Source organism: Roseateles sp. P1_C1_2 (assembly GCF_056406535.1).
The window spans coordinates 136148-151953 of the sequence record NZ_JBFUAB010000015.1 but is presented as its reverse complement, the minus strand read 5'-3'; the positions used below and the strand labels follow the sequence as shown (position 1 = coordinate 151953).

Sequence of the window (15806 nt, the reverse complement as noted above, 5' to 3'; positions counted from 1 at the left end):
GGCATGGCAGCGTACGCGCTGTTACACGGCCATGCACTCGCACTTGGGTGCTTCGAGGCGCCGTCTGACAGGGGGGCGTTGTGCCCACCGACAAGCCGCGACCGCTGCGGTGGCCGACCCTGTTGACATGTATCTCTTCACCCACAGGTTTGCCCGCCAGACCGCCCGCGTGCTGCACAACCCCTGGGGCTTTGCCTGGCAGACGCTGAAGGCCTTTCGCGCCAACCAGGGCCTGCTGCTGGCCGGTGCGGTGGCCTATTACGCGCTGCTGTCCATCGTGCCGCTGATGATCCTCAGCGTCATCGCGCTGTCCCACTGGGTCGGGCAGGCCTTGCTGCTGCAGACGGTGGGCCGCTATCTGGAATGGCTGGTGCCGGGCCAGTCGGTGGCCATCGTGGCCGAGCTGGCGCGCTTCCTGGCTCACCGTGAAGTGATGGGCTGGGTGCTGCTGGTCAGCATGCTGTTCTTCAGCTCGCTGGCCTTCTCGGTGCTCGAGGGGGCGATGTCGGTGATCTTTCATCACCGGCACAAGCTGCGCCGGCGGCACGCGCTGATGTCGGCGCTGATCCCCTACGTCTACATCCTCTGCCTGAGCCTGGGCCTGCTGCTGGTGACGCTGGTGGCCGGCCGCTTCCAGGCCCTGGGCCAGCGCGAGGTGGAGTTCCTGGGCCTGAGCTGGTCGCTGCACGGCGTGTCGGGGGCCATGCTCTATCTGCTGGGCTTTGCCGGCGAGGTCTTCGTGCTGGCCTCGGTCTATATGGTCATGCCCGCGGGCCGGCCCTCGCTGCCGCTGGCCCTGATCGGCGCGCTGGCCGCGGCCCTGCTGTGGGAGCTGTCGCGCCACGTGCTGGTCTGGTACTTCGGCACGCTGTCGCAGATCGGCACCGTCTACGGCTCTCTCACCACGGCAATAGCCGTGCTGCTGAGCCTGGAGATCGGCGCCACGCTGCTGCTGTTCGGCGCCCAGGTCATTGCGGAGTTCGAGCGGCTCGGCGAGCCTTGATCATCCGCATGATGGTTGTGAGATTGATGACCGCGATGACGACCTCCAGCGCCGTGCCGCCGATGGAGCCGACGATCAGGTTGTTGGCGATCCACAGCGCCGTGCCGAACATCATCAAGAGCCGCATCGGCACGCCCTGCAGCGTGAACAGTGCGATGGTGCCGAGGCAGGACGCGCCCAGCGGCAGCCAGTCGCTGGGCCGCTGCGCGATGGCGAGGCCGAAGCCGATATTGGCCGCAACGACGCCCACCGCCACCCACCGGGAGCGCGTGTACAGCGACAGCAGGGAGCGCAGCATCGACAGCGACGAGCTGGCCACCGCCGTCGGGTTGCCCAGCAGCGCGAAGTGGGCGATGTAGGCGACGCACTCGCCCGTCATGAACCACTTGAAGCGCCGGTCGTCGGTCTGCAGGAAACAGGCGGCGCCGAGCACGAAGGCGAGATAACCCAGCGCTTGAGCGGGAGAAAACCAGTCGGTGGCGAACATGCGGGGTGGTCGTTGACCCCCTGGAATTAGGGAGGCGTCTCGGCGAGGCCTGGATTGTCCCGCCGACGCCAGGAAAGCCCGCCTTCGCGAGCGGCGGGGTGGCATTCCCGGTGGTTATGCGGCCCGCTCGAATTGGCAGAGCCATGTCGGACTAACCCGATGGTCGCTGCACAGCCGTTTGCGGACCATCCGACCCGCCTCCAGCTCACGCGACGCCGTCGCCCTCGCCCCATGACCAAGAAGACGCTGATTGCCGTCCTGGCAATAACTGGTTTGTTGATCGGTGCACCGGCACGTGCCGAGCTGCAGTCGCGCGCCAACGGCAGCATGGTCTACGACACGCAGACCCACCTCACGTGGCTGGTGGACGCGAGCGCCGGCGGGCTGCTCACCCAGGCCGACGCGGCGCAGTGGGCGGCGTCGCTGAGCTTCGGCGGCGTCGACGACTGGCGCCTGCCCGCCGTGCTGCCGGTCAATGGCAGTGCGCTGCAGCTGGACTATTCGGAGGACGGCTCGACCGATGTCGGCCTCAACAACGCGGGCTTCAACAGCGAGCTGGGCCGGCTCTTCTACGTCAGCCTCGGCAACACGTCCGCGGGCCTCACCCATGCCGGCCCCTTCAGCGGCCTCGTCGATGCCAACAACGCCGTCGGCCCGGTGTTCTGGACCGGTACGGCCACCGAGCCCGGCTGGGGCCTGAGCTTCTTCATGGGCATGGGCCTGCAGGACCAGCTCGCCACGGACACCCTGGCCCAGGCCTGGGCCGTGCGGGTGGGCGACGTGGCAGCCGTGCCCGAGCCCGGCAGCGTGGCCCTGCTGCTGGCAGGCCTGGTGGCCATCGCGGCCCGCCGTCGTTCGCGCTGAGGAGAGCCGCCATGAGAACCCTTGCCCTCATCGCCCTGTGCCTTGGCTTTGCTTCCCAGGCCCAGGCGGCCTACACCCCCACGCCCAATGACTGGGCCTGCACCAACAAGGTCGGCGGCACCTGGACGCATGGCCGCGCGCCGTCGGGCTGCGATGCCAATGCCTTCGGCCCCGACAGCTTCGTGCGTGGCAACTACAGCGGCACCATCTTCAATGACGCATCGGCCAGCCTCGTCGACGAGCGCAAGCGCTATATGCAGGCGATGTACCCCGTCATCCGCGACGCGAGCGAGCGCTATCTGCGCTCGCGCAAGCCGGGCGTGTCGGCGCGCGAGCTGGAGGCCTTCCAGCGCGGCACCTTCGCGACGCTGCGCCAGGAGACCTTCTGGTCCCACTACCGCGATGCGCAGCTCGCCGCCGGCCAGCCCTACACGCTGAAGATGATGCGCGGCGACAGCGGCCATGGCCACGGAATGATGCAGGTCGACGACCGCTATCACTTCGTCCAGCTCCAGCAGGGCAAGGGCTGGAACATGATGCAGAACTTCACCTACGCGATCGACATCTACTACGCCGCGTGGGAGGCCGCGCCCGCGTCCTGCCTGGGTGGCGTGACGGCGCCGACCGGCACCACGGCCGAGGTCGACGAGTACTGGCGTGGCCGCGCGCGCTCGGCCTGGTCGGCCTACAACGGCGGGCCCACCAAGGTCTGCCGCTGGCAGAACGCGTCGGACGTCAACGTCGCCAAGGACAACGGCTACCGCGACAACTACGACGCCCGCCTGTGGCTGACCGACGTGGCCGACCTCGGCAAGGCCGCCGGCATCGACGTGGCCTGCCTGATGGACGACGGTCCGCAATGCCCCGTGCCGGTGGGCGGCAACGTCGAGGCCGGCAAGCTGCTGCAGGTCGGCAGCGCGGCCTGCGTGCTCAATGGCAGCACGCTGGAATGCGTGGACGATGTGCGCGACGCCGCCTGCCTGGCCGGCCGCGCGAACTTCGACGACAGCAGCATCACCCAGGTCTACGTGGCGCAGACGGCCAACTACGCCCGCATCGACCACAACCGCCACCAGCTCTGCCGCGCCCAGGTGCCGGGCCTGCAGTCGCTCGCCAGCGCCATCGCGACGCTGCAGCCGCTGGCGCTGCGCTCGGCACCCAACGGCATGGTGCTGGGCCAGGCGGCGGCGGGCACTTATCAGGTGCTGGACTTCATGGTCAGCGGCGCGCAGCAGCAGACGCGGCTGTACCGCATCCGCGCCCTCGTCAACGGCGTGCTGACCGATGGCTGGATAGACGCCGGCACTGCCGCCACGCAGGCCTCGCTGGCCGTGGGCGCGGCGCCTTCAGGGGCCGGCGCCATTGCCTATCCGGGCGACTGGGTCAAGGTCGTGCCCAACCTCAATATGCGCGCCACGCCGGGCGGCGCCCTGCTGGTGGCCATCCCGGCCAACACGGCCGTGCAGGTCAAGGAGGTGTTCGGCACCGCATCGGCCAACAACCTCTACTACCGCGTCGAGTATCTGCACAACGACGGCGTGCTGCGCGAGGGCTGGATCTTTGCCGGCAACCTCTACCCCGCGTCGACGCTGGCGAGCTGGGCCCTGCCGACGGCAGCGCCGTCGGCACAGAAGCACGCCCACTGCCCCAACGGCACGCGCTACGACAACCACCTGCGCCAATGCATGAGCGCGAGCCAGACCTATGGGCCCTTCACCGCCGCGGCGACGCAGGCCTGCGTGGACGGCGGCGGTGGCGCGGTCTGCACGGCCAACCGCGCGACGGTCGTCGATGGCGTCGCGCTGGCCCTGCCGATCTGGAGCAAGGCCCTGGCGGCCGCCGCCACGGGCAATGGCGACTGCCCGCGCGGTGCCGCGCGCTCCCTGGCCCACCGCTTCCATTGCACGGAGGCCGTCACCCGCAATGGCGCCGCCGAGATCGATGTCTACGGTCCCTTCGGCACGGCCCTCGTCAACGCCTGCCTGGCGCGCTCCGGCAATGCGGCCTGGTGCCGGACCAATCGCTGGCCGGCGGCCGCTTTCCTGGCCTTGCAGCCCTGAGCTATGAAGGCGAAGCTGGCTCTGGCCGCTGCCACGGCGGCGGTCGTCGCAGGACTGTGGTGGGCGCAGGACGACGATTCCGCACCCACCACGGTGGCGGCCGCACCGGTACCGCAGGCCCTGCAGCCCCTGTCTCCGGCCAGCGCCTCGCCCACGTCGCCGCCGACCATTCGCGATATCGAAGCGGCCGCGGTGGCGTCGCTCACCACGGCAGAGCCGGCCCAGGCCCTGCGCACGCTGACCCAGTGCCATGCCGCCAACAGTTGCCGGCTGACGCGTGGCGAAGGCATGGACGAGCATTTCGAGGTCGTGCGCCTGCTGCTGGAGCAGCTGGACCGGCTCGCCGCTCATGGCGGCCCGGCCGAGCAGGCGGCCTGGGCCCGCGAACTGCTGGCCTTCCCAGACGGCCATGTGCAGGCCGCGGCGCTGGCCCTCGCCGCCCGGCTGCCGCCGTCCGCGGAGACGACGGCCGCGGCGGTCGCAGCCCTGGGCAAGACCTATGACGCCGTGCTGCTCGGCAAGGCCTACCCGGTGCTGCAGCAGTGGCAGCAACTGGGTTTGAGCAGCGGCTTCGACGACATGTTCATCGGCCTCGTGCACACCGGCGGCTGGCAGGCGGCGCAGTCGGTGGCCGACAACATCCGGCCTTTCCTGAACGCCGGTAATGTCGCGCGTTTCGAGCAGGTCGTCGGCCAGCTGCAACCCGGCACGCGTCAGCAATCGCTGCAGCGGGCGCTGCGCGACTACCAGTTGCAACGCCAGGGCGGCTGAGCGCTGTTGAAAAATCAACAGCCAGCTGTTGATGGCGCAGCAGTCTGTTGATTTATAGGCACCGCGGCGAGTTGGCTGGCGCCTGCCAGAAGCCCCTGTCTTCATAGAAGAAACGGCGCCAATCCGGGGTGCCGAATGCACCCGGCACAGCGCTTGCGATGAGAGCACCTGACATGACAGGTCAGGCCCTCTCACCCATGCTCTCTCCGACCCGCGCTGACGCCCCGCTGCACCACGGCCCCGCCGCCGTGCGGCTGTACAGCCGCATCCGCGAGGACATCCGTGCCCGCATCGTCAGCGGCGCCTGGCAGCCGCACGACCGCCTGCCGTCCGAGAGTGAGCTGATGGGCCTGTACGGCGTCAGCCGCATCACCGTGCGCCAGGCACTGGGCGACCTGCAGAAGGAGCGCGTCATCTTCAAGGTGGCGGGCAAGGGCAGCTTCGTGTCCCCCACCAAGCCCTTCCAGGAACTGGGCCGGCTGCAAGGCTTTGCCGAGGCCATGGGCGCGCTGGGGCACGACACCTACAACCGCCTGCTGGCTGTGAGCACGGTGCCCGCGACCGAGGAAGTCGCCCAGCGCCTGCAGCTTGCAATGAACGAGCCCGTCACCGAGATCCGCCGCGTTCGCCACGTCGGCTCGCAGCCGGTGTCGCTGGACCTGACCTGGCTGCCCTTGGCCCTGGGTCAGCGCGTTGCCCGCGAGGACCTCGCCGTGCGCGACATCTTCGGCATCCTCGAAGCCGACTGCGCCGTGCCGCTCGGTCACGCCGACCTCGTCATGGACGCCCAGCTTGCCGACGCCGAACAGGCCGCACTCCTTGGCGTGGAGCGCGGCGCGCCGCTGCTGCACATCGAACGCCTCACCCACGGCGCCGACGGCCGGCCGCTCGACTACGAGCACCTGTACTGCCGCGCCGACAACTTCCAGTACCGGCTGCGCCTGCAACGCAGTCCCGATTCAACAACAGCCCCCACGCTCGCTTCGCTCACTGCCCCCCGAGGGGGCGCGTCAGCGGTTTCGGGCGGCCGGGCACCACTGACGACATGAACCTCATAGAAACCGAAGTCGACGTCCTCGTCATCGGCGGCGGCACCGCCGGACCGATGGCGGCCGTCAAGGCCAAGCAGGCCAACCCGGCCTTGCGCGTGCTGCTGCTGGAGAAGGCCAACGTGAAGCGCAGCGGCGCCATCAGCATGGGCATGGACGGCCTCAACAACGCCGTGCTGCCCGGCCACGCCACGCCCGAGCAGTACGTGCGCGAGATCACCGTCGCCAACGACGGCATCGTCAACCAGAAGGCCGTGATGGCCTATGCGGCCAACAGCCACGCGATGGTGGAGGAGCTGGACCGCTGGGGCGTCAAGTTCGAGAAGGACGAGACCGGCGACTATGCCGTCAAGAAGGTCCACCACATGGGCAGCTATGTGCTGCCCATGCCCGAAGGCCACGACATCAAGAAGGTGCTGTATCGCCAGCTCAAGCGCACGCGCGTCGAGATCACCAACCGCCTCGTCGCGACGCGCCTGCTGACGCACGAGGGCCGCATTGCCGGCGCGATGGCCTTCGACTGCCGCACGGCCGACTTCCACGTCATCCGCGCCAAGTCCGTCGTGCTCAGCTGCGGCGCCGCCGGGCGCCTGGGCCTGCCGGCCAGCGGCTATCTGTTCGGCACCTACGAGAACCCGACCAATGCGGGCGATGGCTATTCCATGGCTTATCACGCGGGTGCGGAGCTGTCGGGCATCGAGTGCTTCCAGATCAACCCGCTGATCAAGGACTACAACGGCCCGGCGTGTGCGTATGTGACCGGACCCTTCGGCGGCTACACGACCAACGCCCAGGGCCAGCGCTTCATCGAGTGCGACTACTGGTCGGGCCAGATGATGTGGGAGTTCTACCGCGAGCTGCAGGGCGGCAACGGCCCGGTGTTCCTGAAGCTGGACCATCTGGCCGAGGAAACGATTCAACAGATCGAGACCATCCTGCACACCAACGAGCGGCCCAGCCGCGGGCGCTTCCACGCCGGCCGCGGCACCGACTACCGCGAGCGCATGGTCGAGATGCACATCTCCGAGATCGGCCTGTGCAGCGGCCATTCGGCCTCGGGCGTGTGGGTCAACGAGCACGCGCAGACGACGGTGGCCGGCCTGCACGCCGCGGGCGACATGGCCAGCGTGCCGCACAACTACATGCTGGGCGCCTTCGTCTACGGCAAGTTGGCGGGAGAGAGCAGCGCAGCCTTCTGTGCTGCCAATGACTTCGCGCCGGTCGATGCCGACCAGGTGGAAGCCGAGCGTCAACGTGTCCAGGCGCCGCTGCTGCGTGACAAGGGCCTGCCGCCCAACCAGGTCGAATTCAAGCTGCGCCGCATGGTCAACGACTACCTGCAGCCGCCCAAGGTCACGAAGAAGATGGAGATCGGGCTGGAGCGCTTCGAGGGCATCCGCGAAGACCTCGACCAGCTGCAGGCCCGCGACCCGCACGAGCTGATGCGAGCCATGGAAGTGCACTTCATCCGTGACTGCGCCGAGATGGCCGCACGCGCGTCGCTGTTCCGCACCGAGAGCCGCTGGGGCCTGTACCACGCGCGGGTCGACTACCCCGAGCGCAACGACGCGGACTGGATGGTCCACGCCCAGCTGCACAAGGACGCGCAAGGCCGCATGAGCTGCTTCAAGCGCGCCATCGAGCCCTACATCGTCCCCATCGCCCAGGCCGACAGCTCGGCCTATGCACGGCTGCGCATTCCGGCCGAAACCGTGCCCGCTTGAAAGACCACCTCATGAGCATCGCCATGACCACCCCGATCCGCCCGCAGGCGCTGACGCCCTCTCAAGTGCCCGTCACCGTCGACGCCGACAAGTGCATCGCCCACAAGGGCTGCACCGTCTGTGTGGATGTCTGCCCCCTCGACGTGCTGGCCATCGACCTCAGCAAGGGCACGGCCTATATGAAGTTCGACGAGTGCTGGTACTGCATGCCCTGCGAGAAGGACTGTCCCACCGGCGCCGTCCACGTCGAGATCCCCTACCTCCTCCGCTGAACTGACTGTCATGAAGAAACTCGCTCTCCTGGCCCTGTCTCTCGCGCTGGCCTCGGCGCAGGCAGAAACGATTCGCGTCGCCATCGGCACGCAGGACACGACGATCAATTGCGCCACCGGCGGCCTGCTGATCCGTGAACTCAAGCTGCTGGAGAAATACCTGCCCAAGGACGGCAAGTACAAGGGTGTCACCTACGACATCCAGTGGAAGAACTTCACCTCCGGCGCGCCGCTGACCAACGAGATGGTGGCCGACAAGCTGGACATCGGCTCCATGGCCGACTTCCCCGGCTCCAACAACGGCGCGGCTTTCCTGAAGGCCGGCAAGGCCAGCCTCTTCCTGACCGTGCTGTCGGGCAGCACCCTGGGCAGCGGCAACGGCGTCGTGGTCCCGAAGCAGTCCACCATCACGTCGCTGTCGGAGCTGAAGGGCCGCACGATCTCCGTCCCGTTCGCGTCGACGGCTCACGGCATGCTGCTGCGCGCCATCGCGTCCCAGGGCTGGGACCCGCAGAAGGACGTCAACATCATCACGCAGGCGCCTGAAGTGGCGGGGCCGGCGCTGCAGGCCAACAAGATCGAGGCCCATGCCGACTTCGTGCCCTTCGTCGAGCTCTTCGAGCACCGCGGCATCGCGCGCAAGATCTACGACGGCGCGCAAGCATCGGCGCCGACGTATCACGGCTCCCTCGTCGCGGCCGACTACGCGAAGAAGTACCCCGAGATCGTCGTCGCCTTCCTGCGCGCCGCGTTGGAGGCCGACAAGCTGATCGCCGCCGAGCCCGAGAAGTACAGCGAGCTGATCGAGAAGGTCACCGGCATCGAGGCCGCGGTGAGCTATCTGTACCACGGACCCCTGGGCCTGCAGACCCGCGACAACACCTGGAAGCCCGAGTACCGCAAGGCCCTGGCCACCTCCATCGAGACGCTGAAGCTGATGGGCCGCGAGTCACCGCTGAAGGCCGAGACCTTTGTCGACGACCAATACATCCGCGCCGCCTTCAAGGCCTCCGGCATCGACTACGAAGCCAAGCTGAAGAACTACGACAAGCTGGCGCTGAAGGCCAATGACGCCGTCACCGGCAAGCCCATCACCGACTTCCAGCGCGCGGCCGGCATCTGGCTGGTGGGCGAACCCAAGGTGCGCCACTACGCGAGCATCGAGGGCGCGTTGGCCGACCTGCGCAAGCTGGAAGCCGAAGGCAAGAAGGCCCGCGGCATCTATGTGCATGACCTCGTGCACCGCATCAAGCTGCTGGCGCCCAACGCGTCCTTCGTCGCCGATGCCAACGGTCAGCTGAGCGCCTTCCTGCAGAAGGACGCCGCCAACGCCTATGCCGCCGCGGTGAAGGGCAAGGCGCTGGACTTTGCCGGCGCCCAGGCGGCTGCCAAGGCGCGGTGATGCCATGAGCGCCGTCCTGCCCGCGCCCGCTCAGGTCGCACCTCGCCCGATCTGGTGGCCGTCGTTGACGCGGCTCACGCTGCAACTGCTATCCCTCGCCGGTTGCCTGCTGGCCTGGCAACTGGCCTGCGCCTGGCGCCTGCACCTCGGTTTCGTCACCTTCGCCAACACGCCCAGGCCGGCCGAGGTGTTGGAGGCCGCCTGGCAATTGGCGCAGTCGCCCAAGCTGTGGCCGCATCTGTCCAGCAGCCTGCTGCGCGTCGGTGCCGGTTTTGGCCTGGCGGCCGTGCTGGGAGTGGGACTGGGTCTGCTGATCGGCCGCTTGCCACTGGCCAACCGCCTGTTGCTGCCGCCGCTGGAGGTGCTGCGCCCCATCCCCGCCGTCGCTTGGATTCCGCTCTCCATCCTGATGTTCCCCTCGTCCGAGGGCAGCATGATCTTCATCACCTTCGTCGGCGCGCTCTTCCCCATCCTGCTCAACACCATCCATGGTGTCGAAGGCGTGGACGCCCGCCTGATCGCCTCGGCCCGCGGCCTGGGCACGAAGGGCTGGCGGCTCTTCACCGAGGTCGTCGCGCCGGGTGCGGCGCCCAGCATCGTGACCGGCCTTTCCATCGGCATGGGCACCTGCTGGTTCTGCCTCGTCACGGCCGAAATGATCGCCGGCCAGTACGGCATCGGCTACTACACCTGGGAGAGCTACACGGTGCAGGCTTATCCCAACATCGTTGTCGGCATGTTGGTCATCGGCGCGCTGGGCATGGGCAGCAGTGCCGTCATCACCTGGCTGGGCGCGCGGCTGATGCCCTGGCAGGGAGGCAAGCGATGAACGGACGCATCACCGTCGAGCACCTGTCGATCGAACTCGGCGAAGGCGCGGCGCGCTTCGAGGTGCTGCGCGACCTGTCGGTCACCATCGAGCCGGGCGAGTTCGTCTGCCTGCTGGGCCCCTCGGGCTGCGGCAAGTCCACGTTGCTGGGCGCACTGGCCGGCCATCTGTCGCCCTCGCATGGCCGGCTGAGCCTGGACGGCGAGCCCATCACCGGCCCCGATCCCGACCGTGGCCTCGTCTTCCAGCAGCACACGCTGTTCCCGTGGAAGACCGTGCTCGACAACGTTGGCTACGGCCTGAAGATGAAGGGCGTGCCGCGCGCCGAGCGCGAGCAGCGCGCTCACGAGCTGCTGCAGCTCGTCGGCCTGCAAGGCTTCGAGCGCCGCTATCCGCGCGAGCTGTCGGGCGGCATGCAGCAGCGTGTGGAGATCGCGCGCGTGCTCATCAACCACCCGCGCGTGCTGCTGATGGACGAGCCCTTCGGCGCGCTGGATGCACTCACCCGCAGCCGCATGCAGGAGCTGCTGTTGGCGCTGTGGGCGCGCATGCGCACCACCGTCGTCTTCGTCACCCACGACATCGATGAAGCCCTCTTCCTCGCCGACCGCGTCCTCGTCATCGGCCCGCGCCCGGGCCGCATCGTCGAGGAGCTGAAGCTGGACTTCGCCCGCCCGCGCGACGCGGCCCTGCTGACCGAGCCCGCCTTCGTGCAGCTCAAGCGCCGCTGCCTGGCCCTGCTGCGCGAGGACGGCCACGCGCCGCCGCTGGAGCGGCTGACCCCTCTTGGTACGCCACGCTGGCGCTTTGCGAATTGACTCGACATGACCGACCTGATTGATCCCGACGCACAGGAGCTGCTGCAACGACTGGCCGACCCCGACCCCGGCGTGCGCCGCGTCGCCGTGCTGGCGTTTGCCGACGTCGAGGACGAAGCCCTGCTGCCCGCCCTGGCCCAGCTGCTGCGCCGCGACCCCGACCCCACGCTGCGTGCCGAGGCGGCGCGGGCGCTCGCCGGCTGGGACGAGCCCGCCGTCGTCGATGCCCTGGCCGCTGCACTGAGCGACACGCCCGAAGTCGCTTCCGCCGCCGCCCAGTCCCTCACCGAGCTGAAAGACCCGCGCTCCGGCGAAGGCCTGCTGGCCCACGCCGCCTCGCCCGACGCCTTCATCGGTGCCGCCGCCCTGCGCGCCCTGCGCGAACTGCGCCTGCCGGCTGCCGCCACGCCTGCGCTCGCGGCGCTGCAGCACGCCGATGCCAGCGTGCGCCGCGAAGCCGTCGCGGTGCTCGGCTGGCTGAAGCACGCGGCCGCCCTGCCGCTGTTGACCCGCGTCGTCATCGCCGACGCCGACACCGAAGTGCGCCGCGCCGCCGCCGGTGCGCTGGGTCTGGCAGCGCTCGAGCAGGTCGCCAGCGTGCAGGCAGCACTGTGCGAATCCCTGCAGGACGCCGCCTGGACCGTGCGCGAGGAAGCCGCTTCGACGCTGGGCAAGCTGCGCGCTACGGCCGCCGCCACCGCACTGCGTGCGGCCATGGACGACGACTACTGGCAGGTGCGCCTGCGCGCTGCCCGGGCGCTGGGCCGTATTGCCGATGCGCAGGCCCTGCCGGTGCTGAGCCAGGCCCTCATCCACCCGGCAGGCAACCTGCGCAAGGAGGCGGCCATTGCGCTGGGCGACATCGGCGACGCGACCGCCGTGCCCGCACTGCAGGCGGCTGCCGCCGATCCCGACCCCGAGGTGCGCAAGGCCGTGCGCCTGTCGCTGCAGCGCCTGGGCGTACCCACTGGAGTGGACCGATGAGTGAGCTGCCAGAAGCTGTCGACTTGACGCCCGCCACGCTGCGCCTGCGCTGGCCCGACGGTACGGCCGACCTGCCCGCCGCCCAGCTGCGCGCCATCTGCCGCTGCGGCGCCTGCCGAGCCCGGGCGCCGCAGGCCGCGCCTGTCCTGCTGGTGGACGCCGTGCCCGTGGGCCGCTATGCGCTTCAGCTCATCTTCAGCGACGGCCACGACCGCGGCATCTATCCCTGGGTCTGGTTGCGCGAGCTGTCGTCTGCCACGACCACCACCGCCGGCTTGGCCGGCCAGGCCCCGCCCGCACTGAACGCGGCCCAGGCCCAGCCCACCCAGCGCAGCAGCGACGCCGCCAGCCACAGCGCCCAGGCCAGCATCAGCACGCGGTAGAGCCAGACCGGCGCACTGAAGACCCAAGCGCCGGCCGTGTGATCGGTGAAACGGTCCGAGGTCCAGATCAGCACATGACTGCTCGACTGCGGCCCGGCGACCAGCAGGTCCGGGTAGCCGAGCAGGCCGGTGCGCAGCACGTCCAGCAAGGCGCCGATGGCGAACAGCGTCCAAAGCACCAGCAGCAGCTGCAAGAGGATGCGCAGCCAGCGCGCCGTGTTCGGCATGGCCAGCGTCCAGCGCCGGCGCGCTTCCAGCAGCGCGAACCAGCCGGCCAGCAGCACCAGCGCCCACAGCGACACCGGTGCCACGCCCAGGGCCAGGATCAGCCACGCCGGCCGCGCCATGACGCCGGGCAGGCCACGCGGGGCAAACCAGGCGAGCACCAGCACGACGACCAGCACGCCCCAGATCAACACGGCCGGCCCCATCAGCGGCCCGCCGACGGCGAGCACGATGCGGTCCTGCGGCACGTTCAGCATCAGCTCGTCATTGACGCCGGGCAGGCCCAGCGTCACGCCTTCGTGTCGCCACAGCGTCCCCATCCCGCCGGGCTCGCGCCAGAGCAGGTTCACGGACTGGTGACCGGGGGTCAACGGCAGGCTCAACGCGCCATCGCGCGGCTGCAAGGGCAGCACATTGCCATTGATGCGAACGGCGAGCAGCTCGGCACCGGCCGGCAGTTTCAGCACGTGAGGCCCGCCGAGGCTGGCGCGCAGGCTCAGGTCCAGGCCGACGTCGCTGCTGCGCTCTCCCGGCGAGATGGAGGTGCGGGCGCTGTCCAGCGTCAGGGTCTGGCCGGGCACGCCGGCGGGCTTGCTCACGGTCAGCTTCAGCGTCTCGCCGGGCCAGGGCCGCCACTCGGGCTGCCACTGGCCGCCCTGCTGCAGCGCCGTGGCGGCCAGGCCGCTGGATTCCACATGCCATTGCGCGGACGCGTCCACCGTCCAGTGCTCGACCTGGTTGGGCTCCTTGCCGGCGGTCAGCGTGAGTGCCTCGGCAGGCTTCAGCGTGCTGGCGACTTCGGCCGCGTCATCGCCGCCCAGTTGCAGGCTGGCCACGCCGCCTTCCACCGTCACGCGGGCATCGCTGACCGCCTCGCCGGGTAGCAGGGCCCAGCGCACGCGCAGCGGCGCGCGGCTGGGGGCCATGCGCTGGATCTGCGTGGTCACCTGCCAGCGCAGGCCCAGCTGCAGACGGCGGTCCACGCGCACCAGCGGCGGCAGCGCGTCGCGCTGGGTGCCGGCGTCCTCGGTGCGGCTGCTGCCCGAGCCGGCCTCGCGGCTCAGCGTGATGGCGCCGGTGCTCTCGCCGCGCGGGTCCAGCCCGGCCAGGGCCCAACCCTTCAAGTCGCTCTGCAGCGCGCGCGGCGGCAGCGGCAGCGCGATGTCCAGGCCGCTGGCGCCACCCACGTCAGCGCTCAGCACCACCTGGTGCACACCGGCCGGCACGGCGATCAGCAGCCGACCTTCGTCATCGCGCCGCGCGGCGGCCGGCTGGCCGTCCAGCGTGATGCTGCCTGGCTGCCAGCCGGTGCCCTGGCCGGGCAGGGGCACGGCCACCAGCGTCTGCGCATGGATCTCGGCGCGCAGCTGCACCGTCGAGCCCGAGGCACTGACGAAGAGTCGGGCCAGCTCGGCACAGCGCGGCAGGCAGTCGGGCGGCGCGGCGAGCTTGTCGCGCATCGCCTTGAGTTGCTCGTCGCTGGGCCAGCCGGCCTGGGCTTCGCTCGGTTGGGGCGTCAGGCCCAGCAGCAGCAACAGGGCAGCCGCGACAGCGCTGGCAGTCGCGCGTGGCGCGCGCAGCGGCGGCGGCTTCAAGCCGGTGACGACTATCAGCGCAAGCGCCAGCAGCGCCAGGCCGGCCAGCTTCATCAGCGCCGTCGCCCAGGGCGGCAGCAACCACAGCCGCAGCGTCTGCTCGGGCGTGACCGGGCCGCTCCACGTGAGCATGTGGCCGCGCCAGGTCCAGGTCGGCAGTCCGGGGCCGGTCTGCACGCGGGCGTTGGGGTCGATGCGCTCGGTGGGAGCGTAGGGCGAGGGGATGTAGGGTGCGGGCGAGAGGCTGCCGACCCGTTTCCCCGGCGGCGCGGGCATGGTCATCTCGGGAGCGGGCATGACCTTCTCTTCGATGATGCGCATGTCGGCAGCTGCCGGCGGGCCGCTGCGCGTCATGAGGAACCCGGCGCCCACCGCAGGCCGCTCCAGGCTCGGATAGATCGCCTCCCTGACCTGCTGCACCGCAAACGGCAGCATCAACAGCGCCAGCATCCCCGCTACCGCGATACGGCCGCGCGCAAACGCCGTCTGGGCGCGCCCCAGCGGCAACACGCGGGCCAGGGCCGTCAGCGCCAGCAGGCCGAACCACAGCACCGCGGGTGGGCTGCCGGGCGTGTGCCAGGTCAGCACCAGCGCCACGCCGAGCAGCAGGCCGACCCGCCAGCCCAGCAGCCGGTAGGCCGCCAGGGCGGCCAGCAGCACGAAGAAGAAGTCCCACAGCGTCCACATCGCCAACCAGGCGTCGCTGGCGCTGCTGGGGCCTTGGGCGTGCAGCAGGCGCCAGCCGGGCGGCAGCTGCAGTGAGACAGCCAGTCCGTCGACGGGAATGCTCCAGCCGCTGGCGGGCAGGGTGCCGTCGCGCGGCCAGCGGCTGTCGGCCTCGATGATGTGAGCGCGTCCGCGGGCATTGAACTCGCGCTCGCGCACTTCGAAGCCGGCCCGGTCGTCGTTCGACAGACGGGTGATGGGCTGGTCTTCGCCGTGAATGGCCGCACGACCGAGCTGGCCGGGTGCGGTCATGGCCAGGCGCGCACTGGCCGACAGTTGGCCATCGAACTGGTCTTGCGCCGTCAGGCCAACGCCGTCGAAGTCCAGCCAGAGGCGGCGCATCTGCTTCAGCGCGTCCGGTGGCGGCTTGGCGTTGCCGCGTTGCAGCTCGCTCAGCTTCAGCGTCTCGCCAGGCTTGAGGCGAAAGGCCGGCAGGGCGCGCCAGGGCTCGGGCATCTCGACCTGGCGTGGGTCGACGCTGGCCGGACCCTCGGGGCGGATCAGCCGCAGTGCCGGCGCTGCCTTGACGACCCAAACCTCCTCGTCGGGCGCCGCCTCGGGCAGCTTCAGCGCCTGCACCGGCGCCATCAGCCGGGCGCGCAGCTCGATGTGCC

General features: G+C 69.8%; 13 protein-coding genes. 12 read left to right on the top strand and 1 reads right to left on the bottom strand.

Annotation, left to right across the window (positions count from 1 at the left end; translation table 11 throughout):
* Positions 1–127 precede the first annotated feature (127 nt).
* Complete coding sequence (locus AC1D2H_RS16450) at positions 128–1003, top strand: YihY/virulence factor BrkB family protein (RefSeq protein ID WP_478011707.1); 876 nt, start codon at positions 128–130, stop codon at positions 1001–1003.
* On the opposite strand, the gene AC1D2H_RS16445 is transcribed toward AC1D2H_RS16450, so the two are convergent.
* Positions 969–1490, bottom strand: a complete 522-nt coding sequence (locus tag AC1D2H_RS16445; protein ID WP_478011706.1) for a YgjV family protein — start codon at positions 1488–1490, stop codon at positions 969–971. The genes AC1D2H_RS16450 and AC1D2H_RS16445 overlap by 35 nt on opposite strands.
* A 231-nt stretch (positions 1491–1721) precedes the next feature.
* Between AC1D2H_RS16445 and AC1D2H_RS16440 the strand changes: the two genes are divergently transcribed.
* From AC1D2H_RS16440 to AC1D2H_RS16390, 11 genes are all read left to right on the top strand, one after another.
* Positions 1722–2354, top strand: coding sequence for a PEP-CTERM sorting domain-containing protein (locus AC1D2H_RS16440; RefSeq protein WP_478011705.1), 633 nt, complete (start codon positions 1722–1724; stop codon positions 2352–2354).
* 11 nt (positions 2355–2365) lie between these two features.
* Positions 2366–4414 carry a hypothetical protein gene (locus tag AC1D2H_RS16435; protein ID WP_478011704.1) on the top strand — a complete coding sequence of 683 codons (2049 nt, stop codon included), beginning with the start codon at positions 2366–2368 and terminating at the stop codon, positions 4412–4414.
* Positions 4415–4417: 3 nt separating this feature from the next.
* Positions 4418–5185, top strand: a complete 768-nt coding sequence (locus tag AC1D2H_RS16430; RefSeq protein ID WP_478011703.1) for a hypothetical protein — start codon at positions 4418–4420, stop codon at positions 5183–5185.
* A 197-nt stretch (positions 5186–5382) separates the two neighbouring features.
* Entirely contained in the window at positions 5383–6234 is an 852-nt protein-coding gene (locus AC1D2H_RS16425) for a GntR family transcriptional regulator (protein WP_478011702.1), read from the top strand.
* Positions 6231–7958 carry a fumarate reductase/succinate dehydrogenase flavoprotein subunit gene (locus AC1D2H_RS16420; RefSeq protein ID WP_478011701.1) on the top strand — a complete coding sequence of 576 codons (1728 nt, stop codon included), beginning with the start codon at positions 6231–6233 and terminating at the stop codon, positions 7956–7958. Before AC1D2H_RS16425 ends, AC1D2H_RS16420 begins: the two co-directional genes overlap by 4 nt.
* 23 nt (positions 7959–7981) lie before the next feature.
* On the top strand, positions 7982–8230 hold the full coding sequence (locus AC1D2H_RS16415) for a 4Fe-4S dicluster domain-containing protein (RefSeq protein ID WP_378990811.1): 249 nt from the start codon (positions 7982–7984) through the stop codon (positions 8228–8230).
* Between the two features lie 10 nt (positions 8231–8240).
* Complete coding sequence (locus tag AC1D2H_RS16410; RefSeq protein WP_478011700.1) at positions 8241–9632, top strand: ABC transporter substrate-binding protein; 1392 nt, start codon at positions 8241–8243, stop codon at positions 9630–9632.
* A 4-nt stretch (positions 9633–9636) separates the two neighbouring features.
* A complete protein-coding gene (locus AC1D2H_RS16405) occupies positions 9637–10461 on the top strand; it encodes an ABC transporter permease (RefSeq protein WP_477931286.1) in 825 nt (274 codons plus the stop codon).
* Complete coding sequence (locus AC1D2H_RS16400; RefSeq protein WP_477931284.1) at positions 10458–11279, top strand: ABC transporter ATP-binding protein; 822 nt, start codon at positions 10458–10460, stop codon at positions 11277–11279. Before AC1D2H_RS16405 ends, AC1D2H_RS16400 begins: the two co-directional genes overlap by 4 nt.
* A gap of 6 nt (positions 11280–11285) precedes the next feature.
* Positions 11286–12263 (top strand): HEAT repeat domain-containing protein, encoded by a 978-nt coding sequence (locus AC1D2H_RS16395; protein WP_478011699.1) that lies wholly within the window; start codon positions 11286–11288, stop codon positions 12261–12263.
* Positions 12260–12646 carry a DUF971 domain-containing protein gene (locus tag AC1D2H_RS16390; protein ID WP_478011698.1) on the top strand — a complete coding sequence of 129 codons (387 nt, stop codon included), beginning with the start codon at positions 12260–12262 and terminating at the stop codon, positions 12644–12646. The genes AC1D2H_RS16395 and AC1D2H_RS16390 overlap by 4 nt, the downstream gene beginning before the upstream one ends.
* Positions 12647–15806 lie beyond the last annotated feature (3160 nt).